Raw genomic sequence first — 24415 nt, 5'->3', positions numbered from 1 at the left:
GGCTGCGAGCATGGGCGTTCTGGCCGTGACTGCGGTCGTCCTGTCCGGGTGTACGCGGTCGGTGGACGGCGAGGCCGCGTCCATCTACGACGATCCGTTCAAGGTGGCGGGTCTGGATGCCACGTCGGGTCCGAGCGGTGCCCGCAAGGGCGTGCCCGACGCCGACCTCCCCGTCACCGGCAGCGACGGCGGTGACATCGACACGATGGCCGCCAACGCGGTGAGCGACATCGAGGACTACTGGCGCACCGAGTTCCCGGCGCTGTTCCAGCGCAACTTCGAGCCGGTCGAGGAACTGATCTCCTGGGATCCGCGCGAGTCCGACGGCCCGCGCTTCTGCGGCGACAGCACCGAGGAACTCCTCAACGCCGGCTACTGCAGCACCGACCACACGATCGGCTGGGACCGGGCGCTGCTGCTGCCCGAGGTCGTGGAGAAGTTCGGTGTCGTCGCCGCCGTCTTCGTGCTGGCACACGAGTACGGGCACGCCGTCCAGACGAAGGCGGGTATCGCCGACGAGAACGTGGGCGGCGGCATCGTGCGGGAACAGCAGGCCGACTGCTTCGCGGGGGCGTTCATGCGGTACATCGCGGAAGACAAGGCGACCCACTTCACGCTGAACACGTCGGACGGGCTGAACAAGGTACTCGCGTCCGCGGTGGCCATCGGTGACACCGACCCGAACGATCCCGACAACGTGCACGGCTCGGCGTTCGAACGCGTCACCGCCACCCAGATCGGATTCACGGACGGTCCGGCATCGTGCACGCGCATCGACGAGAAGGAGATCGACTCACGTCGCGCGGATCTGCCTCAGCGGTTCGCCGACGAGACCGACGACGGCGAACTCCCCGTCACCGAGGAGTCCCTCGAGGCGTTCTTCACGTCCTTCCAGCAGATCTTCGATCTCCGCGATCCCCCCACGCTGCAACTCGACGGCGCCGACCTCGACTGCGCGGACGCCGATGCGACCGAACCGGTGTCCTACTGCCCGGCCACCAACACGATCGGGGTCAGTGTCGATGCCCTCGCCGAACGCGGCACACCGGGACGCCAGGGTAGGCGCGAACTCTTCCAGACCAAGCTCACCGGCGACTACAACGCGTACGTCCTGCTCGCCTCGCGGTACACCCTGGCGTTGCAGCGGGACCGGGGCAACGATCTGCACTCACCCCAGACCGCGCTGCGAGCCGCCTGCCTTTCGGGTGTCATCACCAGCGCGTTGAGCCCGGACAGTCCCGCCACCCTGGAGGCGGGCAGCGTGTGGCTGTCGCCCGGCGACCTCGACGAGGCCGTCTCGGGGCTGCTCACCGACGGACTCGCCGCGAGTGACGTCAACGGGGAGACCGTGCCGAGCGGATTCTCCCGGGTGGACGCGTTCCGCACCGGAGTGCTCGGCGGCGAGCAGGCCTGCGAGGGCCGGTACCGCTGACCGTCCCCCCGCGTGACGCCACCCGGCCGCCGTCTCAGATCTCCCGGTAGCCGAGCGCCGCGGAGATCCGCCCGGCGGCCCGGCACACGACCGGCACGAGGCCGCGCATCCGCTCGTCGGGCATGTACGGGCTCGTGGCCGACACGCTGATCGCACCGACGATCGCGCACGACGCGTCCCGCACCGGCGCCGCCACGCAGCGGATTCCGGGTTCGTTGTCCTCGAGGTCCATCGCCGCGCCCCTCCGCGCGTAGTCCTCCATGCGCGCGCGGAAGTCCGCCAAGCCGCGGGGGCTCGGTGGCCGCGCTCCCTGCGCGGCATCGCTCTCGTACAGCGCATCCCAGCGGTCGGCCGAGTCCAGCAGCAGCGCCTTTCCGACACCGGCGCGGGTCAGCGGCATGCGGTGACCGATGCGGGAGCGCATCTCGGCGCCCCGCGACCCCGGCAGTTTGTCGAGATACAGCACCGAGCCGCCGTCCTCGACCGCCAGGTGCACGGTGTCGTGGACGTGCGCCGACAATTCCTCGAGGATCGGGCGCGCGACGACGGGCAGCGGGTTGCCGTGCAGCGCCTTGAAACCCAGTTCGATCAACGTCGGCCCGAGTGTGTAGCCACGGCTTCCGCTCCGGAGATAGCCCTCGTGGACCAGCAACTGCACGAGCCGGTGCGCTGTGCTGCGCCCCAGCCCGGTGCTCTCGACGACCGCGCGGAGATCCTGGGCCCCGTCGGAGACGGCGCGGACGACTGCCAGCCCCCGGGCGAGTGTTTGCGTGCCGGGTGGAATGTCGTACGTCGGATTCGCCACACCCCACTGTCCCACATATAGGGACCGTATTCGTCATTATGGGATTCGCGTCCGATAGTGGTTCGCGTGATCCAGAACACCCCCGCTCCCCCGACACCGCGCCTGATCGCCCTCGACTGGGGCACGTCGTCGCAGCGTGCCTGGCTCCTCGGCGACGGCGGCCGCATTCTGGACGTGCGCCGGCCGGACTTCGGATTGCTCGGCACCGCCGGCGACGACCCCGCATCACGCACCCGTGCCTACGAGGCCGCGTTCGACGAGGCCTGTGGCGACTGGATCGCGGCCGCCCCCGATCTCCCGGCGATCGCCTGCGGCATGGTCGGCAGCGCCCAGGGTTGGCGTGAAGCCGGCTACCTGACCACCCCGACCGATCTCGCGATCGACGCGGACGACCTGACGACGGTCAACCACCCCCGCGGAGTACTGCACCTCGTACCCGGCCTGCGCGTCGCCCCCGCGGCCGACGGCACAGTGGCCGGCGATGTCATGCGGGGCGAGGAGACGCAGATCATCGGGGCTCTGGGCCTGCTCCCGCCGGCCGACCGACCGCTCACGATCGTGCTCCCCGGAACACACAGCAAGTGGGCACGAGTCGAGAACCGCAAGATCGTCTCGTTCGCCACATCGATGTCGGGCGAGTTGTACGGGCTGGTGATCCAGCACGGCATCCTCGGCCGCACCGCGACCACCGCCGTGCGCGACGACGCCGCGTTCGAGCGGGGCCTCACCACCGGAACGTCGACACCGTCACGTGGATTGCCCGCGGAGCTGTTCGGAGCGCGAGCGCTCGTGCTCGACGGACTCCTCGATCCGGCGTCGCTTCCCGACTACGTCTCCGGCGTGATCATCGCCGACGAGATCCGGCATCTCGTGCCCCACTACACCGCCGAAAGCCGAATCCTGTTGTGCGGAAACGCCGACCTCTGCCGGCGCTACGCAGCCGCACTGCGCGTCCACGGCATCGTCTCCGACATCGTCGCCGAGGAGGCCGCAGCACACGGTTTGTGGCGTGTGGCGACCGATGCGGGGCTGCTCGGCCCGGCGCAGTTCACCGATCTCGAGAAGGAGTCTTCATGAGCACCACAGCCACCGCCACCACGACCGGATTGATCGCCATTCTGCGCGGCATCACCCCGGACGAGATCGTCGCCGTCGGTTCGGCCCTCGTCGACGCCGGGTTCACGGCGATCGAGGTTCCACTGAACTCGCCGCGACCCTTCGACTCGATCGAGCGGTTGGCGGCGGCCGTCGGCGACGTCTGCGTCGTCGGGGCCGGAACCGTCCTCAGCGTCGCCGACGTGATCCGATCCGAAGCAGCCGGCTCCCGGATCATCGTCTCCCCCAACACCGACGTCGAGGTCATCGAGGCCGCCGTCGCCCGCAACCTGCACCCTTACCCGGGAGCGGCTACTCCGACCGAGGCATTTCACGCCGTCGGTGCGGGAGCGCGCAGCATCAAACTGTTTCCCTCCGACTCCGTCGGAACAGCCGGGATGCAGGCCTGGCGGGCCGTCCTGCCGACGGAGGTCGAATTGCTCCCAGTCGGCGGAGTCGACCGCACCAACCTCGCCGAGTGGGCCGCCGCGGGCGCGGGCGGCGCGGGACTCGGCACCTGCCTGTACCGGCCCGGGGACGCCGCCGACACCGTCCGCGACCGCGCACTCACCCTGATGGACATCTGGTCCGCCGACGCCGCCTGAACCGACACCTACGACCACCGGGCCACCACCACATCCCCGCACAGGAGGACTCCATGAAGATCACGTCACTCACCACGTACGCCGTTCCCCCCAGGTGGCTGTTCCTGCGGATCGAGACGGACGACGGCGTGGTCGGCTGGGGCGAACCGGTGCTCGAAGGCCGGGCCGCGTCCGTCGCCGCCGCTGTGGAGGAACTGTCCGACTACCTGATCGGCCAGGATCCGACGCAGATCGAAGACCTGTGGACGGTCATGTACCGCTCGGGTTTCTACCGCGGCGGCGGCATCCACATGAGTGCACTGGCCGGCATCGACCAGGCCCTGTGGGACATCAAGGGCAAGGCCCTCGGCGTGCCTGCGTACGAGCTTCTCGGCGGCCGCGTCCGGGACCGGATCAAGGTCAATTCCTGGATCGGCGGCGACCGACCCTCGGACACCGCGAAGGCGGCGCGTGAAGTGGTCGACCGGGGGTTCACCGCCGTGAAGATGAACGGCACGGAGGAACTGCAGTACCTGGACTCCTGGGACAAGGTGGACCAGTGCCTCGCGAATGTCGCCGCGGTGCGGGACGCGGTGGGCCCGAACATCGGTATCGGCGTCGATTTCCACGGCCGGGTGCACAAGCCGATGGCCAAGGTGCTGCTGAAGGAACTCGAACCGTTCCGGCTGATGTTCGTGGAGGAACCGGTCCTGTCCGAGCACGTCGACGGTTTCGTCGACGTGCTGCGACAGTCGCCGATCCCGATCGCGCTGGGTGAGAGATTGTTCTCCCGTTGGGATTTCAAAACCGTCCTCGCGTCCGGGGCGGTGGACATCATCCAGCCCGATCCGTCGCACTGCGGCGGCATCACCGAGGCCCGGAAGATCGCGCACATGGCCGAGGCGTACGACGTGGCACTCGCTCTGCACTGCCCCCTCGGACCGATCGCCCTGGCCACGTGCCTGCAGATCGACGCGGGCTGTTACAACGCGACGATCCAGGAACAGAGCCTCGGCATCCACTACAACACGTCGAACGATCTCCTCGACTATCTCGTCGACCCGTCCGTGTTCACCTATGCGGACGGCCAGGTCCGGATCCCCACCGGTCCAGGACTGGGCATCGAGGTGAACGAGGAGTACGTCATCGAGCGGGCCGCCGAAGGACATCGCTGGCGAAACCCGGTCTGGCGCCACAGCGACGGATCCTTTGCGGAGTGGTGAGGGCAATGGTGCAGACCCAGAAGATCGGCAAGTCCACTTCGGGCGCGGCGCAGGCGTCGAAGGCGCGCGTTCTCATCGCGGTGATGCTGTTCGTGACCGTCGTCATCAACTACATGGACCGGGCAAACCTGTCGATCGCGATGCCCGCGATCGCGGACGAAATGGATCTCTCCAAGGCGCAGCAGGGACTTCTGCTGTCGGCGTTCGGCTGGACGTATGCGGCGCTGCAGATTCCCGGTGGTTGGCTGGTCGACCGGATTCCCCCGAGACTGCTCTACCCCGCGTGCCTCATCCTGTGGTCGGTCGCGACCGCGTTCATGGGAGTCATCGGCGGCTTCGTGGCGCTCATCGCGTTGCGCCTGCTGGTCGGCGTGTTCGAGGCGCCCGCGTATCCGATCAACAACCGGGTCGCGACGGCCTGGTACCCCGAGCGTGAACGTGCGACGGTGATCGGCTTCTACACGTCCGGACAGTTCATCGGACTTGCCCTGCTCACGCCCTTCCTGTCCTGGCTGCAGTCGGTGCTGTCCTGGCACTGGGTCTTCATCGTGACCGGAACGATCGGAGCGATCTGGGGTGCCGTGTGGTACGCGTTCTACCGGGAGCCACGCGACTCGCGAGCGAACGACGCCGAGATCGACCTGATCCGCGACGGCGGCGGACTCGTCGACCTCGTGGACGAGCAGCAACCCGAACGTCCCGCCGTGACCCGGAACGATGTCGCCACCGTCCTCGGTCGGCGCAAGCTGTGGGGAATCTACCTGGGGCAGTTCTGCCTCACGTCGACGCTGTGGTTCTTCCTCACCTGGTTCCCCACGTACCTCGTCGAGTACCGGGACATGGATTACATCAAATCCGGATTTCTCGCCTCGCTGCCGTTCGTCGCGGCACTCGTCGGCGTGCTGTTCTCCGGGGTGTTCTCCGATTTCCTGCTGCGCAAGGGAGTGTCTCTCGGAGTCGCCCGCAAGGGTCCGATCATCGTGGGCCTGTTGCTGACCGTCGCGATGATCGGCGCCAACTTCACCGACTCGACCGCGATGGTGATCGTGTTCCTGTCCATCGCGTTCTTCGGCAACGGACTCGCGTCGATCACGTGGTCGCTGGTGTCGGCACTCGCACCGGAACGCCTGCTGGGGCTCACCGGTGGCATGTTCAACTTCATCGGCAACCTGTCGTCGATCGCGACACCCATCGTGATCGGGTTGCTCGTCACCGACGACAGCTTCGCGCCGGGATTCGTCTACATGACCGTGGTGACCGCGGTCGGGATCGCGTCCTACGTCCTCCTGGTCGGACGGGTGGAGCGCGTTCGGAGCTGACCGCCGGCGAGCGGGGTGACCGGGGTGAGTGCCGACAGCACTCACCCCGGTTCCTCGTCAGTACAGTGCGGCGGCGAGTTTCCGGCGCGCGGTCATGACAACCGGCTCGGCCGGGTCGAACAGTTCGAACAGTTCGAGCAGACGAGTCCGTACCCGCGTCTTGTCGTCGCCGGCGCTGCGGGCGACGACACCGATGAGACGGGCGAACGCCGCGTCGGGGGCCTGGGAGTAGAGCTCGACGTCCGCGGCCTGCAGCTGGGCGTCGATGTCGTTCGGGGCGGCGTCCGCCGCGGCGACGGCACCGGGATCGACGGACTGCACGCGGGCGAGGAAACGCACCTGACGGATCGCGCCCTGCGCCTCGGCGTTGGCCGGTTCCTCGTCGAGGATCTTCTGGAACTCGGCTTCGGCTGCCGACAGGTCGCCTTCGTCGAGCGCCGCCTCGGCCGCGACGAAGCGCGGGTCCTCCGGCTCGGGCTCGTCCTCGGCGCCGTCGCCGGCCGGCGGTCCGGACAGCTTTCCGGCGGTTGCCTGCTGGACGGCGGCGAGCCATTGACGCAGTTGCGGTTCGGGCTGTGCGCCCTGGAAGTCGGCGAGCGGCTGTCCGCCGGCGATGGCGACCACGGTCGGAACGGATTGGACGCCGAAGGCCTGCGCGATGCGCGGGTTGGCGTCGACGTCGACCTTGGCGAGCACCCAGGTGCCGCCGGCCTCGTGTGCCAGCTTCTCGAGCAGGGGTGAGAGTTGTTTGCACGGCTCGCACCAGGTGGCCCACAGGTCGACGACGACCGGGACCTGCTGGGACCGGACGAGTACCTCGGCCTCGAACGTCGCCTCGGTGACGTCGATGACGGGTGTGAGTCCGGTGCCGCCGGGGGCGGCCGGAGCGGCGGCACCGTCCCCGGAGGGTGTGGGTGCCTGCGGGGGCGGAGCGGCCGCACGCTCCTTGAGGGCGGAGAGATCGACTGCTCCGCTCATGGCTGCGGCCACTGCTGAGGAACGCGCTGACAGACGAGAACCTGGTCGAGTCACGTCCACCAGTTTGTCACGATTTGAGCGCGCACCGGAATGCGGGCCGTGCCTACCGCCGAGTGGATCAGACGAGCGACGGTTCGCTCTTCACGGCGCTCGACCGGGACAGCTCGGCCATCCGGCCGGCGCGGGCGGCCCAGACCTCGAACACGACGGTGCCGAACGGCGGGACGCTGGCGACGAGCGCCCAGAAGGTGGTCACCAGATTCCAGCTCAGCTTGCGGGCGGTCCACAGCGAGATGAGCAGGTACAGGACGAAGACGCCGCCGTGGATGGGCCCGAAGATCTTCACGCCGATCTCGTTGCCGTCGGCGGGCAGGTACTTGAAGGCCATGCCGATGAGGAGGCCGAGCCAGGTGAATGCCTCCAGAATTGCGACAAATCGGAAGCGCTTGGCCGTGGTGCTGAGATCGAAGACGTTCGCCATGCCGACCATTGTGCCCGACCATCTACGACAGCCCGTAGTGGTGTGAGATACACCACCACGGACTGTCGTCGTCTCAGGCCTTGGGTACGCGCACGATCAGGGCGTCGCCCTGACCGCCACCACCGCACAGTGCCGCAGCGCCCACACCCCCACCACGACGACGCAACTCCAGCGCCAGATGCAACGCGATCCGCGCGCCGGACATCCCCAGCGGATGCCCCATCGCGATCGCCCCGCCGTTGACGTTCACGATCTCGGGATCCAGCCCCAGCTCCCGCGTCGACGCGATCCCCACCGCCGCGAACGCCTCGTTGATCTCCACCAGATCCAGATCCTTCGGCTCGATTCCTTCCTTCGCGCACGCCTCCGCGATGGCCCGCGCCGGCTGCGACTGCAACGTCGAATCCGGACCCGCCACGACCCCGTGCGCGCCGATCTCCGCAATCCACGACAACCCGAGTTCCTGCGCCTTCGCCTTGCTCATCACCACGACAGCGGCCGCACCGTCGGAGATCTGCGACGCCGACCCGGCCGTCACCGTGCCGTCCTTGCTGAACGCCGGCCGCAGCCTGGCCAGGGATTCCACCGTCGTATCGCCGCGCACGCCCTCGTCGGAGCCGACCAGCACGGGATCACCCTTGCGCTGCGGCACCGGCACCGACACCACCTCGTCGTCGAACACCCCGTCCTTCCAGGCCCGCGCCGCCTTCTGATGCGACGCCGCCGCGAACGTGTCCTGCTCCTCGCGGCTGATCCGCTGCCCGTCCTCCGCGTTCTTCGCCTCGGTCAGACTCCCCATCGCCTGATCGGTGAAGATGTCGTACAACCCGTCGAAGGCCATGTGGTCGCGCATCGTGACGTCGCCGTACTTGAAACCCTCCCGCGACTTCTCCAGCAGGTGCGGGGCGCGCGACATCGACTCCTGACCGCCTGCCACCACCACCTCGAACTCGCCGGCCCGGATCAGCTGATCCGCCAGCGCGATCGCGTCGATCCCGGACAGACACACCTTGTTGATGGTCAACGCCGGCACATCCATCCCGATCCCAGCAGCCACCGCGGCCTGCCGCGCCGGGATCTGACCTGCGCCCGCCGTGAGCACCTGACCCATGATCACGTACTCGACCTGCTCGGGAGCGACGCCCGCCTTCTCCAACGCACCCCGGATCGCCACCCCACCCAGATCCGAACCCGACACATCCTTCAACGAACCCAGCAACCGACCCATCGGGGTCCGGGCTCCGGCGACGATCACAGAACTGGTCACGATTTCCTCCGCGTGAGACGAGTAGACAGGTGCGGGGCGACGGAAGTCACATCCCGACGAGAACTACCGAAACGGTAGCGCTAACGTCGGGACCATGACACAGTCCTCCCCCACCCAGACCACGTCACCGCTGTCCTCGGACCTGGTGACCGCCATCGACCACGTCGGCATCGCCGTTCCCGACCTCGACGCCGCCATCGCGTGGTACTCCGAACACCTCGGCATGGTGTCGACGCACGAAGAGGTGAACGAGGAGCAGGGCGTGCGCGAAGCGATGCTGAGCGTCGTCGGCTCCCCCGAGGGCAGCACCGCGCTGCAGCTTCTCGCACCGTTGAACGAGAACTCGACCATCGCCAAGTTCATCGATCGCAGCGGTCCCGGCCTCCAGCAGCTCGCGTACCGCGTCACGGACATCGACGCCATCTCCGCCCAGTTGCGCGAGCGCGGCGTGCGGCTGCTGTACGACGCACCCCGCCGCGGAACCGCCGACTCGCGCATCAACTTCGTTCACCCGAAGGATGCAGGCGGAGTTCTCGTCGAGCTCGTCGAGCCGTCGGCGACCCACTAGAGCTGTGGCCGGCCGCCGGGTACCAGGCGCAGAGACAAGTTCTACTTTGCCCAGGTAGATTGGCGGCCATGGTAAACGAGCAGGACCGTGGTTCGATCCCCCTTCCCTTCTCCACCGTGCGCAAGGGGTTCGACCGGGACGAGGTACGCAACTACTTCGAGCGATTCGACGCCGAGCTCCGCGTCACTGCCGCCGACCGCGACGCCGCGGCGGCGCAGGCGCGGGATCTCGCCAAGCAGCTCGACGATGCGCGGGACGAGATCGACGATCTCCGCAAGGATGTCGACCGCCTGTCCGTTCCGCCGACCACCGCGGAGGGAATGAGCGACCGCATCTCGCGCATGCTCCGGCTCGCGTCGGACGAGGCGTCCGAGGTGCGGGCGAAGGCCGAGGCCGACGCCGCCGAGATGATCTCCGTCGCCGAGCAGGAGGGCGCGCAGCTCCGCGGCCAGTACGAGTCGCTGGTCGCGGAACTCGAAGACCGCCGCAGTGCTCTCGAGATTCAGCACGAGCAGACGATGGCCAAGGCCCGCACGGAGGCGGCGAAGATCGTCGAGGCCGCTCAGGCCGAGCGCGACCGCCTGGCCGCCGAGGCCGAACTGCGTCGGTCGCAGGTGCAGGAAGACTTCGACCTCGCGATGTCCGAGCGCCGTCAGAAGACGATCACGGCCGTCAACGAACTCGAGTCCACCAGCAAGGCCGAGGCGCATCGTCGTCTCGCGGACGCCACGCACGAGGCGGAGCGCAGGTTGCAGGCGGCCACCGACCAGTCGGAGCGCAAGATCGCCCACGCCAAGGAACTCGCGGAAGAACTTCGCGTACTACGCGGACGGATCCTGGCGCAGCTCTTGGGAATTCGGGGACAGCTCGATTCCGTTCCGGCGATGTTGGCGTCAGTTAACCGGGAGAGTGAACTCCTGGACGCGCAGCCCGAGACCGCTGCATCGAACCCCGAGAAGCGCTCGAACGAGAACACGAACAGCAAGTCGGCGTCCGGCGCTGCCGCAGACCGTAAGGCTGCGCAGAACGAGTCCGGAAAGAACTCCGCGGACGAGACGGACAACTCGGACGAGGACACTGCAGTGCTGTCCACCGTCGAGAAGAACCCCGCGAACCGGCAGGCGGATCAGCGGACCGTGAAGACGGGAAGCTAGGACCACCTGCGCGTGAGGCCCCGGGTGCTGCGTCCCGACCAGCACCCGGTGTGCCAGTGCCGCCGGTCCTCGGCGCCGCCGTAGTCGGACGGCCAGGTGACGAGGTGGGCGACGCCCGGCCGGATGTCGTGATCGCAGCCGGGGCACCGGTAGGACTTGGTCGCCCGCGCCCCGGGGATCGTGCGGACGACGAAGCTCTCGTCCGCGTAGCCGGCGGGCCCGGATTCCTGACGCATCAGCGCACTACCGAACAGCGACCCCTCGGAGTTGTCCGGGGGCGCACTGCGGCGTGTGTTCTTCCGCTGCGGTTTACGACGGGGCACGGTTTCAGCCTAGGCCTCAGAAGAGCCGGAACTCGGTGCTCTCGGTGCCGCGCAGCGCTTCGTAGTCGAGCACGAGGCACCGGATTCCGCGGTCGGTGGCAAGGGTTTTGGCCTGCGGCTTGATCTGCTGGGCGGCGAAGACACCACTCACCGGCGCCAGCAGCGGATCCCGGTTGAGCAGTTCGAGGTACCGGGTCAGTTGCTCGACACCGTCGATGTCTCCGCGGCGCTTGATCTCCACGGCGACGGAAGCCCCGTCGGCGTTCCGGCACAGCAGGTCGACGGGACCGATGGCCGTCATGTACTCGCGCCGGACGAGCGTGTAACCGCTGCCGAGCGTTTCGACGTGTTCGGCGAGCAACTCCTGAAGGTGTGCCTCGACACCGTCCTTGACGAGCCCCGGATCGACACCGAGTTCGTGACTGGAGTCGTGCTCGATCTCCTCGATGGTGATCCGCAGTTCCTCACCGGCCTTGTTGGTCACCACCCACAGCGCTTCGGCGTCCTCCACGGTGTCTTCGACGAGCCAGCAGGGCGGGCTCATCCAGTTCAGCGGCTTGTAGGCGCGGTCGTCGGCGTGGATGCTCACGGAACCGTCGGCCTTGATCAACAACAGGCGACGAGCGGTGGGCAGATGTGCCGTCAAGCGGCCTACGTAGTCGACTCGGCATCGGGCAATCACTAGGCGCACCCGCCCACCCTAAGGGATCGTGCCGACTAGTCTCGAATGACTATGCGCAGCCCTCGCCGATCCGTCGCCCCGCTGGGGTCGTGGTTGCTCGGATCACCGGACGAGAGTCCCCGCAGGCGCCGCATTCGTGTCCAGCTGCTGCTGACCGCCCCTCTGGTGTTCACCAATCTGGTCGGCGCGGTGATCACCTGCCTTCTCGTCAGTGTCGTCGTCCCCGGCCCGAGTGTGTGGTCGAGCGAGTTCACGATCGCCAACTTCGTCGCAGTGCCCGTGTTCGTGCTGTGCGCGGTCCTGATCGGCGTGACCTGGGGCACCAAGCGACTGGTGTCGGATCTCCGGTGGGCGACGGAGGACGACGCGCCCACGGACCACGACCGGTCGGCGGCGTTTCGCGCACCGTGGCGTCTGACACGTGTCCAGGCGGCGTTGTGGGGCATCGGGCTGGTGTTCTTCACGACGCTGTACGGCATCATCGATCCCCAGACCATTCCGAAGGTCGCGTTCACGATCGCGCTGGCCGGGATCACCGTCTCCGCGTTCTGCTATCTGCTGACCGAGTTCGCGCTGCGCCCCATCGGCGCCCGGGCACTGGGATCGGACGGACCGCGACCCCGCAGAACCCTCGGCATCACCGGCCGCACCGCACTGGCCTGGATCCTCGGGACGGGTGTTCCCGTGCTCGGTCTGATGCTCATCGCGATCTTCAGTTTCATCCGGCCGGCGAGCCCGACCAGCCTCGCGGTCTCGATCCTCGCGCTGGGCGGTGTGATCCTGCTGTTCGGCCTGCTGCTGGTCGTGATCAGTGTGCGCGCCACCGAAGCACCCATCCGCTCGGTGTCGCTGGGCATGGCGAAGGTGGCGGAGGGCGATCTCGACGCCGAGGTCGTCGTATACGACGGCACCGAACTCGGCGCGCTGCAGACCGGGTTCAACCGGATGGCCGAGGGACTCCGCGAACGTGAGCGGATCCGCGACCTGTTCGGACGTCACGTCGGACAGGACGTGGCGTCCCAGGCTCTCCGGCACAATCCCGAACTCGGCGGGGAGGAACGTGACGTGGCGGTCCTGTTCGTCGACATCATCGGATCCACCACGATCGCGGCCACCCGGTCGCCTGCGGAGGTCGTGGACCTGCTCAACCGGTTTTTCAACGTGGTCGTCGACGAGGTCGACAGGCGAGGCGGGTTCGTCAACAAGTTCGAGGGCGACGCCGCGCTGGCCATCTTCGGGGCACCCGTAGCACTCGACGACCATGCGGGAGCGGCCCTCTCCGCCGCTCGTGCCCTTCGCCAACGGCTCACCGACGAGGTATCGGAGTGCGATGCGGGGATCGGTGTGGCGGCGGGTCGCGCCGTGGCCGGAAACATCGGCGCCCACGAGCGTTTCGAGTACACGGTGATCGGCGATCCGGTGAACGAGGCTGCGCGGTTGTCCGAGCTCGCCAAGAATGTGTCCGGACACGTCGTCGCGTCCGAGCGTGCGATCGACGCGGCATCCGAGGACGAACGCAAGCAATGGCAACTCACCGACACCGTCACCCTGCGCGGACGCCTCGAACCGACCACTCTGGCCGTTCCCGCCGAACTAATCCCCGCCGGTTCCGCCGTCGACGATGAGGGCGCCGACTCCGTCGAGTAGCCGGGCGAGCCCGAACTCGAAAGCGTGGGCGGGGGCGAACGCGGCGTTGTGGTGTTCTCCTGCCGAGGCTCCTACCCGGGCGGCCAGCGGGAACCGGTCGGGGTCGAAGACCTTCTCGAAGTGCGGAGCGATGCTCTGCCACCATTCACTGTCCGCCTCACCCTGGGCGGCGAGCGCGGCCGCGTCCACCGCGGCCCGCGCTGCGCCCGCGACGAAACTGTCGAGGAGCGTGACGACGGAGTCCATGTCGAGGTCCGACAATCCGAGCCCTTCGACCGCGCGCAGTTCCCGTTCGTATTTGGCCATCCCGCCTGGCCCGAGAACCGGCCGGCTCAGCGCGACCACGCCGAGCATCCACGGGTGCGCGCACAGCAGTTGGAAGTAGTCGTGTGCGGCGGCCGCGAGACGCTCCCGCCACCCCGCGCCGGTGTCGTCGGCCGGTTCGAGGGTGGACAACGCGCGATCGAGCATCACCTCGACCAGTTCGGTCTTTCCGGGAACGTGCGTGTACAGCGACATCGCGCCTGCGCCGAGCTCGGCTGCCAGCCGGCGCATCGAGACGGCGTCGAGCCCTTCCGCATCCGCGACCGAGGTGGCCGCCTCGACGATCCGGTCGAGCGTCAGGCCCGGCTTGCCGTTGCGGGGACGCGATATCGGCGTGCTGCCGCCACCCCACAGCAACTCCATGGTGCGAGCGGGGTCGCCGTCCGGTGTCGCGCTTCTACCCATGCCGAGATCTTCCCACGGCGCCCGGGAACAATTCCGCCCGCCGCCTCGTTGACGTACGGCGTACCATAAACCAGGCGAAAGGCGCAGTAGTGACAGCAGAGCCCATCCTCGCCACCTGTGCGGCCACCTTCGCGCCCGCCGATCCTCCCCGCGACTCCCACCTGGTGTTCTGGAGCGATTCCCCGGACGAGCCGCCGCCACCGGGCGCCCGTACCCGCACCTGGATGGCAACCGGGAACACCGTGGAAAGCGTTCCGACGCACAGCGTTTCCCTCGCCGACCTGGTGCCGATGCTGCTGGCTCTGTCACCCGGCGACACGACGCACCGATCGGTCGCGTTCTGGGCTGCCTGCACCCGCACCGCTCTCGGATACGTCGCGGCGGGCAAGGTCCTTCCCGCGGTTGCGCCGAGTGGCCGCGACATCTGGCGGCTCGGAGCCCTCGACACCGAGGACGAGTCGCATCTGCGCTTGCTGGCCGCCGCGCTCCCGCCGGAAGCTCGCGCGATTCCGCTCGGGGATCCGTCCGCCGCCGACGTTCGCCTCCCCGCCGCGGTGGACGTGCTGCGCGACTTCCTCACCTCCGTCGTCGATACGATCCCGCGACTCGAGTCGCCGGCCGCCGACGCCGGCCCCTACCTGGGATGGAACGCCGAGACCTCCCCCGAACTCCGGGCGTGGGCGGACGCCCTGGCACCCGGCGCGATCGCGTTGTCGTTGCGGATCGACCCCGTCGATCCCGGCGCGGTGGACCTCTCGGACAGCGAGTTCGACGCCACGGTCCAGGTGCACGGTGTCGCCCGGCCCGGGGTGGTCTGCGACGCCGTCGACCTGTGGCGGCACCCGACGCTCGCCGAGTCCGCGTTCGCCTCCGACCCGCGGATCGAGGTTCTCGACGCCCTCCGCCGCGCCGCCCAGGACTGGGCTCCACTCGAAGACCTGCTGCGGGCTGAGGCGCCGCACCGCATCCGGCTCGAGGACGACGATCTGGCCTCCCTCGCCGGGGACGCCGGCCGTCGACTGCGCGAACGAGGAGTCGAGATCCATTGGCCGCGCGAACTGGTCGCGCGCACCTCGACCCGAATGATCCTCGGTGAACCCGGGTCCCGCGAGGGCGCAGCCGATTTCGGCGGCGACCGCGCGTTCGACTTCGACTGGCGTGTCGCGATGGGTGACGACGTACTGACGCGGGAGGAGATGGAAGAGCTCGTGTCGGCGGAGCGCGCCGTCGTGAAACTCCGCAACCGATACGTCGTCGCGGACTCGGTGTTGATACGAAAGACCCTCCAGCGACGCACCGGAACGATGACGTCCGTCGAGGCCCTGCGGGCGTCGCTGACCGGCCGGGCCCGGCGCGGCGAGGAGGACGTCCGCGTCGACTCCTACGGGGCGGCCGCGGCAATGGCGCGGGAGCTGTCCGCCCAGGATCCGGAGGCGGTGCCGGTCCCCGCAGCCCTGGGCGCACAGTTGCGGGACTACCAGCTGACCGGATTCCGCTGGCTCGCCGGGCTCACGTCACGGGGCCTGGGCGCCTGCCTCGCCGACGACATGGGCCTGGGAAAAACGTTGACACTCATCGCACTTCACCTGCACCGCCAGCAGGCGCCGGAGACGGCAGGACCCACACTGGTGGTCTGTCCCGCGTCCCTGCTCGGGAACTGGCGACGGGAGATCGAACGCTTCGCACCGGGCACCGCGGTTCTCGTCCACCACGGGCCGAAGCGGTGTCCACCCGCTGAGACCGTAGCGGACGGCAGCGACACCGTCGTCCTCACCACGTACGCGACGATGCGGCTCGACTGCGACGTGCTCGCCCGGACGGCATGGGGTCTGGTCGTCGCGGACGAGGCGCAACACCTGAAAAACCGCTCCGCGTCCGTCACCCGGGCGCTGCGGACGATTCCGGGTCAGGCCCGCGTCGCACTCACGGGAACACCGGTGGAGAACAGGCTCAGCGATCTCTGGTCGATCCTCGACGGTGTCACACCGGGTCTCCTCGGCACATACGCGCAGTTCCGGCGCCGCTACGACGGCTCGGCCGCCGAGGACGGAACCGACCGCGCGGCGGAGTTGGCGGCGTTGATCGCGCCGTTCGTCCTCCGGCGCACGAAGTCGGATCCGGGGATCGCCCCCGAACTTCCGCCGAAGACCGAGATCGACCTGGACGTCACGCTCACTCCGGAACAGGCGGGAATGTACGAGGCCCTGGTGCGCGAGGCCATGGAGCAGATCGAGAAGAGCGACGGCATCGGGCGCCGCGGCAGCATCGTGTCGCTGCTGACCGGGCTCAAGCAGATCTGCAATCACCCCGCCCAGTACCTCGGCCAGGAGCACGCCGCGCTCACCGGCCGCTCCCACAAGATCGGTCTGCTCGACGAGTTGATCGACACCAACCTGTCCGAGGGCGGGCGTTCACTCGTGTTCACCCACTTCACCACGATGGGCCGGCTGCTGCGACGGCACCTGACGGCGCGCGGGGTGGACTGCGAATTCCTGCACGGAGGCACCGCCGTCCCCGCCCGGGAGGGGCTGGTCGAACGCTTCCAGAACGGCGACATCCCCGTCCTGATCCTGTCGCTCAAGGCCGCCGGCACCGGGTTGAACCTCACCCGGGCCGATCACGTCGTCCACTTCGACCGGTGGTGGAACCCGGCGGTCGAGGACCAGGCGACCGACCGCGCCTACCGCATCGGGCAGACCCACCCGGTCGTCGTGCACCGGCTCGTCACCGCGGGAACCATCGAGGAACGCATCGCCGGCATGCTCGCCTCCAAGCGGCAGCTCGCCGACTCGGTTCTGTCGCAGGGCGCCGACGCCTTCACCGAACTGACGGACCGTGAACTCACCCGGCTGGTGGCTCTGAGCCCCGACTACGACTTCGGAGGTGACGTATGACCGACGCCGTCACGCTTCCCCGCTTTGCGGCGCAGAAGGGTCGCCGCACCCGCGGCAGAACCTGGTGGGCGCAGCGGTGGGTCGACGATGTCGAGCAGGCCGCGCTCGACTCGAACACGCTGAAAGGCGGACGCGTCTACGCCCGTGGCGGACTGGTCGGGCCGCTCACGTTCGCGCCGGGGCTCGTCTCCGCGGACGTGCACACAGGCGAGGAGACCCTGCACGTGCGGATCCGGGTGGACCAACTGGACGAGCGCGAATGGGGCCAGGTGCTCGCGACCCTGGCGTCGCGGAGCGGTCACGTCGCCCAGTTGTCGAGTGGGACGCTTCCCCGCGAACTCGACGACGACCTCGCTGCCGTCGACGTGTCCCTCGTGCCGTCGATGTTCGACGCCGACGCGACATGCACCTGCGAGGAGTGGGACGTGCCGTGCCGCCACGCTGCCGCTGTGCTGTATCAGGCCGCGTGGCTGCTCGACGACGACCCGCTGCTCTTCTTCCTGCTGCGCGGACGGGAGGGACAGGAAATTCTGCAAATCAGGCACGATTCGCACGAGGAGACATCCCATGCCTCGTTCGACCGTTCGTGCTCCCCGGTGTCGGCGTCGGACGCCTACGCCGCGATTCCCGGACCGCTTCCGGCGCCGCCGCATACCCGCGGAACCCCGGTACGCCCAGGTTGGCTCGACGACGCTCCCCCCGAGGTTCGGGCGGACGCCGTCTGGTCTGCGATCGTCACTGCGATTTCGCGATACGGAGACCGTGCCTGAGGTCGTCCGACGGTCCGGGCACCAGGCTCGGTGCGACCACCCGGGCCCCGGTCGCCGGATATGGCGTGCAGATCTGGGCGTCGTGCACGAAGCACCAGCGCCAGTTGTCCCCCGCATGGAGCGACTGGACGATCGGATGACCGCTGCGTTCGGCGTGGTGTCGCGCGTGCCGCATCGGTGATCCGTCACTGCATCCGACATATCCACACGTCAGGCACAACATCAGGTGCTCCCAGCGGGTACCGAGTGCGAGACAGCCCTCGCACCCGTCCGACGTGTGCGCGACGACATGGCGAATCATGTTCAGATCGGGATCGTGCCAATTATTGGATTGGGTCATAGTGCCACCCCTCAGTAACCAAGATTGGCGGCTGATCCGTCTCGCCACATGGTCACGGCGGAACGAAAGAATCGCCCGAAATCCGGCCTCAACGGACAGCGTCCCGGTTTCGACGGCGGAAAACGGGGTAGTTCCAAGCCATGGATCTGGAAGCAGCCCCAGACCCGAGGGTGGATCACACGCCGCGGGCGACGAACCTGTCCGCGATCGTGGCCGTCACCGCGCACATGCACGACTGCGGAAATCGGGACGAGATCCTCGCCCTGCTGGTCGAAGCTCTCCCGGAACTGGGTCCCTTCACCGTGGAGCCCGTGTCGGCTCTGACGGGCGAACGCCACGACGACGACGTCTGGCGTCACCGTGTGCTGCTCGACGATTCGTGGTCGAGGCCGGTCTCGCTCACCCTGCGGGCCGACTATCCGCCGACCCCGGTGCAGGCCACGCTGCTCGAGTTGCTGATTCAGCACACCGGGTCGGCCCTGCGCGCCGCGTCGCTTCGCTCGCGGGCGGCCACACAGGAACGCCAACTACGCGAGGCCGCGGGCGAGATCACGGCGCTCGGCGCGCGGGCCGCGCGGCTCGAGGAGGAAGCGAAGATCCACACCACGTTCGGGCGCCTCGCCGCGACCGGTGCCGACGAGACCGCCGTCGCCGAGACACTCCACCAGGTGACCGGACTCGCCGTCGGGATCGAGGACGCCTTCGGCAACCTCCGTGTCTGGGCCGGCCCGGACAAGGCCCCGCGGTACCGCAAGACCGGCGGCGGGAACCGAGTCGACGTCCTGCGCCGTGCCGCAATGGAAGGCCGCCCACTGCGGCACGACAACCGGATCGTGCAGATAGTCCGGCCCGGCCAGACCCTTCTCGGCGTCCTGTATCTGTCGGACCCGGAACATCGGGCCACCGACCTCGACACGGTCGCCCTCGAGTTCGCCACGACGATGCTCGCCGTCGACATGTCGCACCGCAGATCACTCGCCGAGACGGAGGCGCGGCTCAGCCGCGACCTGGGCGCCGACCTGCTCGCCGGCACCGACGACGCCAGCGCCTACTCGCGGGCCGACGCACTCGGCTACGACCTGCACACCCCGCAACGCGTCCTGGTGGTCCAGTGGGGGCCGGACACACCCGTCGAGTCCGTCGCGGAAGCCTTCCGGCGCCACCTGACGTCCACCGATTCGTCGGCCCTCCTCGTCCACGGCAACGAACACCGAACCGGGATCCTCGCCGCCGTCATGGACGCAAAGACAGATGTGAACATCATCTTCACGGCGCTGGAGAAGTCGCTCGGCCCCGCGGTCGGAGTGATCGGTGTCGGATCCGAATGCCCCTCCCCCAGTGGCCTACCCGACTCGTACACCCACGCAATTCGAGCGCTGGAGATCAGGAAGCAGTCGTTGTCGCCCCGCGGCGTGGCGCTGTTCGACGAACTCGGCGTGTACCGGATCCTCGACTCGCACAGCAGCACCGGGGACGTCGAGGCATTCGTGCAGGAATGGCTCGGCCCACTGCTCGACTACGACCGGGAACACCGCAGCACGATGACGGCCACACTGGCCCAATACCTCGAATGCGGTGGCAAGTACGACGAGACCGCGCAGGCACTCAGAATCCATCGCAGCACCCTGCGATACCGGATGTCCCGCATTCACGAACTGACCGGGCGTGATCTCCGCAGCGTCGACACACGCCTGAATCTTCATCTCGCGTCCCGCGCACTGCAGGTCCTGGCCGGCGGTGCGTCGGGGTGAAAGGGTGTGTGCGGCACCTGAGTTGGCTCATTTCGTTAGTGCGTGAGTCCGGGTCCGGTGATCTTGTCGATGAGGTCGCGGGTGTCGGGGTCGAGTTCGGGTGGGAATGTGTGTCGGGTGCCGTTGATCGCGATGGTGGCCGAGCGGAGAGGTCGGAGTCGTTTGAGGACGTTGCCGATCGCTAGTCCGCTGCGGTGTTGGGCCAGGTAGGACACCGCCAGGGCGGCGAACACGATGGTCAGGTGCGCTTCGATCGCGTCGCGGGTGCGGTGGAAGATCGGCCTGGCTCTCAGGTCAGTTTTCGACATGCGGAACGACTGCTCGACGTGCCAGAGGTCGTGATACTTGCCGATCACCTCGCCGGGTTCCATCAGGGTGGCGGGGATGTTGGTGACATAGCCTTTCAACCCGATCAGCGACCGGGCCCGCTCGATCGATGCGGTGTCGAGGCTGCGTCCCTTGCCGGTGGTCTTGACGAACCGGGTCGATTTCGGGGCTTTCGCCCCGTCGACGACCTCGCGGGCTCGGGTTTCCTGGGCGTTCAAGGTCTGGTTGTCGCGGACCGCGCGGCGTTTCGAGTACTGCCAGACCGCCCGCCACGACTTCGGGTGCCTGGCCGGATCCCAGACCGGTTCGGTGCGGTGACGGATGTTGTTGACGGTGCTCTTCGCATGCCGCGGCGTGACGGTGTCGATGACTTGTCCGTCGACGAAAACGTCTCCTTTCCAATGGAAATGGTTCGACAGATCGATGGGTGCTTTGGTGACGCGGGAGCCGACGATGAACTTCAGGCCGGCGTCGTCGAGGTCCTTCAAGTTACCGGCGGAGAGCATCCCGGCGTCGGCGGCGACGACCATCTCGACCCCGGTGATGTCGTGGCGGGTCTGGAACTGCCGGATGATCGGGACGATGGTGTGGGTTTCGGCCTTGTTCCCCTCGAAACATCCGACTTCCAAGGGGAATCCGGTCCGGTCGACGAGCAGACCGACCACGATCTGCGGATCGACGCGGCGTTCTTTCGAGTAGCCGACCTTGCGGAGCTCGTCTTCCTTCTCCGCCTCGAAATACAAGGTCGTGACGTCGTAGAGGATCAGGGACAGGCCACCTGTTTCGGCGGCATGCTCGAAACATTTCGTCGCGATCTGGTCCCGGTAGTCGCGGTCGACGATCCACCGCAGGTGCCGCTTGATCGTGGCGTAGCTCGCCGGGGCCTTCCCGAGGTCACGAACCACCCTGGCGGCGTCGAGTTTCGAGCCGGGCTCGACGATTCGGGCGATCACTAGATCCCGGAACACCTCGTCGCCGAGCACTCCGAAACCGAGCTGGTCGTAGAGACTTTCGAGGATCTGCCGCAGTACCACCGACCCCGTCGACGCGGTCCGCCCCGGCGCATCGACGACCGGCCGGTCATCCGCGGCTGGCAACAACACGCCCTGGCCCGCCGCCAGGACGCTCGCCGCCGGTGTTTGCGGGGTGACGCCCAGGTCGAGGGCCTGTTGATCGGGCTCGATCCACGCTCGGGCCCGCTCGAGAAGCATCCCGAGCTCGACATCGGTGTGCGCTGACCCGATGTGCTTGACGATCTCCTGCCGGCCGTTGACATAGCGGGCGACCTGCACCGCTGTGGCCCCGGACTTCGTCCGGACCCGCCTGATGAACGTCACCCGACGAGGGTAGACCGGCGCCGTTAGTGCGTGAAACCGCCGCCGTAGACACGAGAAGTGCCAGGTCAAGAGATTGGAACGTCATTCCTCACCGAGAAGTGAGCCAAGACAGGTGCGATACCGGATGTCCCGCATTCACGAACTGACCGGGCGTGATCTCCGCAGCGTCGACACACGCCTGAATCTTCATCTCGCGTCCCGCGCACTGCAGGTCCTGGCCGGCGGTGCGTCGGGGTGAAAGGGTGTGTGCGGCACCGGTTGTCGCCGCGGATAGTGTCCGGGAATGCCGAAAGCCCCCCAACAAGGTTGGGGGGCTTTCGGTAACGGATGTTCGGCGGTGTCCTACTCTCCCACACCCTGTCGGGTGCAGTACCATCGGCGCTGGAGGGCTTAGCTTCCGGGTTCGGAATGGGACCGGGCGTTTCCCCTCCGCTATGGCCGCCGTAACTCTATGAAACTGTCACACGGAACATCAGCGAAGAAACATCCCATCACCATCGGTGGTGGGTGTTCTTCTTTCTTCTGTTCTGAAACGTGTGTGTTGTTTCAGATACTGCACAGTGGACGCGTAGCTTCTTTGTGGTAAGTCCTCGGCCTATTAGTACCAGTCACCTGCATCCGTTACCGGACTTCCAGTTCTGGCCTATCAACCCGGTGGTCTGCCGGGGGCCTTACCCCCTCGAGGGGGTGAGAAACCTCATCTTGGAACAGGCTTCCCGCTTAGATGCTTTCAGCGGTTATCCCTTCCGAACGTAGCTAACCAGCGGTGCTCCTGGTGGAACAACTGGCACACCAGAGGTTCGTCCGTCCCGGTCCTCTCGTACTAGGGACAGCCTTCCTCAAGTTTCTAACGCGCGCGGCGGATAGAGACCGAACTGTCTCACGACGTTCTAAACCCAGCTCGCGTGCCGCTTTAATGGGCGAACAGCCCAACCCTTGGGACCTACTCCAGCCCCAGGATGCGACGAGCCGACATCGAGGTGCCAAACCATCCCGTCGATATGGACTCTTGGGGAAGATCAGCCTGTTATCCCCGGGGTACCTTTTATCCGTTGAGCGACACCGCTTCCACTTGCCGGTGCCGGATCACTAGTCCCGACTTTCGTCCCTGCTCGACCTGTCAGTCTCACAGTCAAGCTCCCTTGTGCACTTGCACTCGACACCTGATTGCCAACCAGGCTGAGGGAACCTTTGGGCGCCTCCGTTACATTTTGGGAGGCAACCGCCCCAGTTAAACTACCCACCAGGCACTGTCCCTGAACCAGATCATGGTCCGAGGTTAGAGGTCCAATACGATCAGAGTGGTATTTCAACAACGACTCCACACTCACTGGCGTGAGCGCTTCACAGTCTCCCACCTATCCTACACAAACCGAACCGAACACCAATACCAAGCTGTAGTGAAGGTCCCGGGGTCTTTTCGTCCTGCCGCGCGTAACGAGCATCTTTACTCGTAATGCAATTTCGCCGAGTCTATGGTTGAGACAGCTGAGAAGTCGTTACGCCATTCGTGCAGGTCGGAACTTACCCGACAAGGAATTTCGCTACCTTAGGATGGTTATAGTTACCACCGCCGTTTACTGGGGCTTAAATTCTCAGCTTCGCCACCGAAGTGGCTAACCGGTCCTCTTAACCTTCCAGCACCGGGCAGGCGTCAGTCCGTATACATCGTCTTACGACTTCGCACGGACCTGTGTTTTTAGTAAACAGTCGCTTCTCACTGGTCTCTGCGGCCCCACCCAGCTCACACTGCAAGAGTGATCACCGGACGAGGCCCCCCTTCTCCCGAAGTTACGGGGGCATTTTGCCGAGTTCCTTAACCATAGTTATCTCGATCGCCTTAGTATTCTCTACCTGACCACCTGTGTCGGTTTGGGGTACGGGCCGTGTGAAAGCTCGCTAGAGGCTTTTCTCGGCAGCATAGGATCACTGAATTCGCCTCATTCGGCTATGCGTCACCTCTCAGGCTTAATGAATGGCGGATTTGCCTACCATTCGCCCTACAGGCTTACACCAGTATTACCACTGACTGGCTCAGCTACCTTCCTGCGTCACCCCATCGCTTGGCTACTACCAGATCAGGTCCCATGCATCCACATCCAGGGCCCCCGAAGGGGCGTAAGGACGCTTCAGGATGGTTAGTATCACTGATTCACCAGGGGCGCGTTCACACGGGTACGGGAATATCAACCCGTTGTCCATCGGCTACGCCTGTCGGCCTCGTCTTAGGTCCCGACTCACCCTGGGCGGATTAACCTGGCCCAGGAACCCTTGGTCATTCGGCGGACGAGTTTCTCACTCGTCTTTCGCTACTCATGCCTGCATTCTCACTCGTGTGGCCTCCACGGCTGGGTCACCCCGCCGCTTCCATGGCCACACGACGCTCCCCTACCCATCCACACCACTGCCCAAGACTCCGCAGAATCAAGGGGGTGCATTGTGTGAATGCCGCAGCTTCGGTGGTGTACTTGAGCCCCGCTACATTGTCGGCGCAGGATCACTTGACCAGTGAGCTATTACGCACTCTTTCAAGGGTGGCTGCTTCTAAGCCAACCTCCTGGTTGTCTTCGCGACCCCACATCCTTTTCCACTTAGTACACGCTTAGGGACCTTAGCTGGCGATCTGGGCTGTTTCCCTCTCGACTACGAACCTTATCGCCCGCAGTCTCACTGCCGCGCTCTCACTCACCGGCATTCGGAGTTTGGCTG

Annotated in this window: 20 protein-coding genes, 2 rRNA genes and 1 pseudogene (1 of these 23 only partly in view); 12 read left to right on the top strand and 11 right to left on the bottom strand. The window is 66.8% G+C overall.

Going from position 1 to position 24415, the window contains the following annotated elements:
- Positions 1 to 10 precede the first annotated feature (10 nt).
- Entirely contained in the window at positions 11 to 1432 is a 1422-nt protein-coding gene (locus WKC72_RS15735) for a neutral zinc metallopeptidase (protein WP_370183274.1), read from the top strand.
- 34 nt (positions 1433 to 1466) lie between these two features.
- Here the strand turns inward: WKC72_RS15735 and WKC72_RS15730 are convergent, their stop codons facing one another.
- Positions 1467 to 2252, bottom strand: coding sequence for an IclR family transcriptional regulator (locus tag WKC72_RS15730; protein WP_052033398.1), 786 nt, complete (start codon positions 2250 to 2252; stop codon positions 1467 to 1469).
- A gap of 51 nt (positions 2253 to 2303) precedes the next feature.
- Here WKC72_RS15730 and WKC72_RS15725 point away from each other — a divergent pair, with 51 nt between their 5' ends.
- From WKC72_RS15725 to WKC72_RS15710, 4 genes are read left to right on the top strand one after another with little or no spacing between them, the layout of a single operon-like run.
- A complete protein-coding gene (locus WKC72_RS15725) occupies positions 2304 to 3314 on the top strand; it encodes a 2-dehydro-3-deoxygalactonokinase (protein ID WP_370183271.1) in 1011 nt (336 codons plus the stop codon).
- On the top strand, positions 3311 to 3937 hold the full coding sequence (locus WKC72_RS15720) for a 2-dehydro-3-deoxy-6-phosphogalactonate aldolase (protein ID WP_370183268.1): 627 nt from the start codon (positions 3311 to 3313) through the stop codon (positions 3935 to 3937). Before WKC72_RS15725 ends, WKC72_RS15720 begins: the two co-directional genes overlap by 4 nt.
- Before the next feature lie 53 nt (positions 3938 to 3990).
- Positions 3991 to 5139, top strand: a complete 1149-nt coding sequence (gene dgoD, locus WKC72_RS15715; RefSeq protein WP_370183266.1) for a galactonate dehydratase — start codon at positions 3991 to 3993, stop codon at positions 5137 to 5139.
- A gap of 5 nt (positions 5140 to 5144) precedes the next feature.
- Positions 5145 to 6458 (top strand): MFS transporter, encoded by a 1314-nt coding sequence (locus WKC72_RS15710; RefSeq protein WP_112300747.1) that lies wholly within the window; start codon positions 5145 to 5147, stop codon positions 6456 to 6458.
- A gap of 57 nt (positions 6459 to 6515) precedes the next feature.
- Here the strand turns inward: WKC72_RS15710 and WKC72_RS15705 are convergent, their stop codons facing one another.
- The 3 genes from WKC72_RS15705 to WKC72_RS15695 all read right to left on the bottom strand — a co-directional run bounded on the left by WKC72_RS15705 (position 6516) and on the right by WKC72_RS15695 (position 9184).
- Positions 6516 to 7436, bottom strand: a complete 921-nt coding sequence (locus WKC72_RS15705) for a tetratricopeptide repeat protein (RefSeq protein ID WP_112300756.1) — start codon at positions 7434 to 7436, stop codon at positions 6516 to 6518.
- Positions 7437 to 7554: 118 nt separating this feature from the next.
- Positions 7555 to 7926 carry a DUF3817 domain-containing protein gene (locus tag WKC72_RS15700; RefSeq protein ID WP_037236477.1) on the bottom strand — a complete coding sequence of 124 codons (372 nt, stop codon included), beginning with the start codon at positions 7924 to 7926 and terminating at the stop codon, positions 7555 to 7557.
- A gap of 64 nt (positions 7927 to 7990) precedes the next feature.
- The gene (locus WKC72_RS15695) at positions 7991 to 9184 is read right to left on the bottom strand and encodes an acetyl-CoA C-acetyltransferase (RefSeq protein WP_128641836.1); all 1194 of its coding nucleotides are present in this window, start codon (positions 9182 to 9184) and stop codon (positions 7991 to 7993) included.
- A 94-nt stretch (positions 9185 to 9278) separates the two neighbouring features.
- Here WKC72_RS15695 and mce point away from each other — a divergent pair, with 94 nt between their 5' ends.
- Together mce and WKC72_RS15685 are read left to right on the top strand one after the other, a co-directional pair.
- A complete protein-coding gene (mce, locus tag WKC72_RS15690) occupies positions 9279 to 9752 on the top strand; it encodes a methylmalonyl-CoA epimerase (RefSeq protein ID WP_005248354.1) in 474 nt (157 codons plus the stop codon).
- Positions 9753 to 9820: 68 nt separating this feature from the next.
- Entirely contained in the window at positions 9821 to 10906 is a 1086-nt protein-coding gene (locus WKC72_RS15685; protein WP_128641835.1) for a hypothetical protein, read from the top strand.
- Here the strand turns inward: WKC72_RS15685 and WKC72_RS15680 are convergent.
- Both WKC72_RS15680 and nucS read right to left on the bottom strand, forming a co-directional pair.
- Positions 10903 to 11229, bottom strand: a complete 327-nt coding sequence (locus tag WKC72_RS15680) for an ATP/GTP-binding protein (RefSeq protein WP_370183261.1) — start codon at positions 11227 to 11229, stop codon at positions 10903 to 10905. The two genes, WKC72_RS15685 and WKC72_RS15680, sit on opposite strands and share 4 nt — an antisense overlap.
- A gap of 16 nt (positions 11230 to 11245) precedes the next feature.
- Positions 11246 to 11920, bottom strand: a complete 675-nt coding sequence (nucS, locus tag WKC72_RS15675) for an endonuclease NucS (protein ID WP_005248359.1) — start codon at positions 11918 to 11920, stop codon at positions 11246 to 11248.
- A gap of 36 nt (positions 11921 to 11956) precedes the next feature.
- On the opposite strand from nucS, the gene WKC72_RS15670 reads away from it, so the two are divergent.
- A complete protein-coding gene (locus WKC72_RS15670) occupies positions 11957 to 13558 on the top strand; it encodes an adenylate/guanylate cyclase domain-containing protein (protein WP_370183259.1) in 1602 nt (533 codons plus the stop codon).
- On the opposite strand, the gene WKC72_RS15665 is transcribed toward WKC72_RS15670, so the two are convergent.
- A complete protein-coding gene (locus WKC72_RS15665) occupies positions 13505 to 14287 on the bottom strand; it encodes a TetR/AcrR family transcriptional regulator (RefSeq protein WP_037236487.1) in 783 nt (260 codons plus the stop codon). The genes WKC72_RS15670 and WKC72_RS15665 overlap by 54 nt on opposite strands.
- Before the next feature lie 89 nt (positions 14288 to 14376).
- Here WKC72_RS15665 and WKC72_RS15660 point away from each other — a divergent pair, with 89 nt between their 5' ends.
- Together WKC72_RS15660 and WKC72_RS15655 are read left to right on the top strand one after the other, a co-directional pair.
- On the top strand, positions 14377 to 17181 hold the full coding sequence (locus tag WKC72_RS15660) for a DEAD/DEAH box helicase (protein WP_370183256.1): 2805 nt from the start codon (positions 14377 to 14379) through the stop codon (positions 17179 to 17181).
- Positions 17178 to 17951 carry an SWIM zinc finger family protein gene (locus WKC72_RS15655; protein ID WP_112300739.1) on the top strand — a complete coding sequence of 258 codons (774 nt, stop codon included), beginning with the start codon at positions 17178 to 17180 and terminating at the stop codon, positions 17949 to 17951. Before WKC72_RS15660 ends, WKC72_RS15655 begins: the two co-directional genes overlap by 4 nt.
- On the opposite strand, the gene WKC72_RS15650 is transcribed toward WKC72_RS15655, so the two are convergent.
- A complete protein-coding gene (locus WKC72_RS15650) occupies positions 17917 to 18291 on the bottom strand; it encodes a UBP-type zinc finger domain-containing protein (RefSeq protein WP_370183253.1) in 375 nt (124 codons plus the stop codon). The genes WKC72_RS15655 and WKC72_RS15650 overlap by 35 nt on opposite strands.
- 140 nt (positions 18292 to 18431) lie before the next feature.
- Here WKC72_RS15650 and WKC72_RS15645 point away from each other — a divergent pair, with 140 nt between their 5' ends.
- Positions 18432 to 20042 carry a CdaR family transcriptional regulator gene (locus WKC72_RS15645; RefSeq protein ID WP_112300738.1) on the top strand — a complete coding sequence of 537 codons (1611 nt, stop codon included), beginning with the start codon at positions 18432 to 18434 and terminating at the stop codon, positions 20040 to 20042.
- 35 nt (positions 20043 to 20077) lie between these two features.
- On the opposite strand, the gene WKC72_RS15640 is transcribed toward WKC72_RS15645, so the two are convergent.
- The gene (locus WKC72_RS15640; protein ID WP_370180103.1) at positions 20078 to 21706 is read right to left on the bottom strand and encodes an IS1634 family transposase; all 1629 of its coding nucleotides are present in this window, start codon (positions 21704 to 21706) and stop codon (positions 20078 to 20080) included.
- A gap of 112 nt (positions 21707 to 21818) precedes the next feature.
- On the opposite strand from WKC72_RS15640, the pseudogene WKC72_RS15635 reads away from it, so the two are divergent.
- Positions 21819 to 21944 (top strand): annotated as a pseudogene (locus WKC72_RS15635) (helix-turn-helix domain-containing protein); the annotation flags it as partial.
- A gap of 91 nt (positions 21945 to 22035) precedes the next feature.
- On the opposite strand, the gene rrf reads toward WKC72_RS15635, so the two are convergent.
- Positions 22036 to 22152, bottom strand: a 5S ribosomal RNA gene (gene rrf / locus WKC72_RS15630).
- 132 nt (positions 22153 to 22284) lie between these two features.
- Positions 22285 to 24415: ribosomal RNA gene (locus tag WKC72_RS15625) — 23S ribosomal RNA — on the bottom strand (it continues 1004 nt past the right edge of the window).

It is taken from the genome of Rhodococcus wratislaviensis (assembly GCF_041228765.1).
In the GTDB taxonomy this organism is placed as follows: Bacteria; Actinomycetota; Actinomycetes; order Mycobacteriales; family Mycobacteriaceae; genus Rhodococcus_F; species Rhodococcus_F wratislaviensis.
The sequence above is the reverse complement of the archived record's forward strand: the minus strand, read 5'-3'. Positions and strand labels throughout refer to the sequence as shown.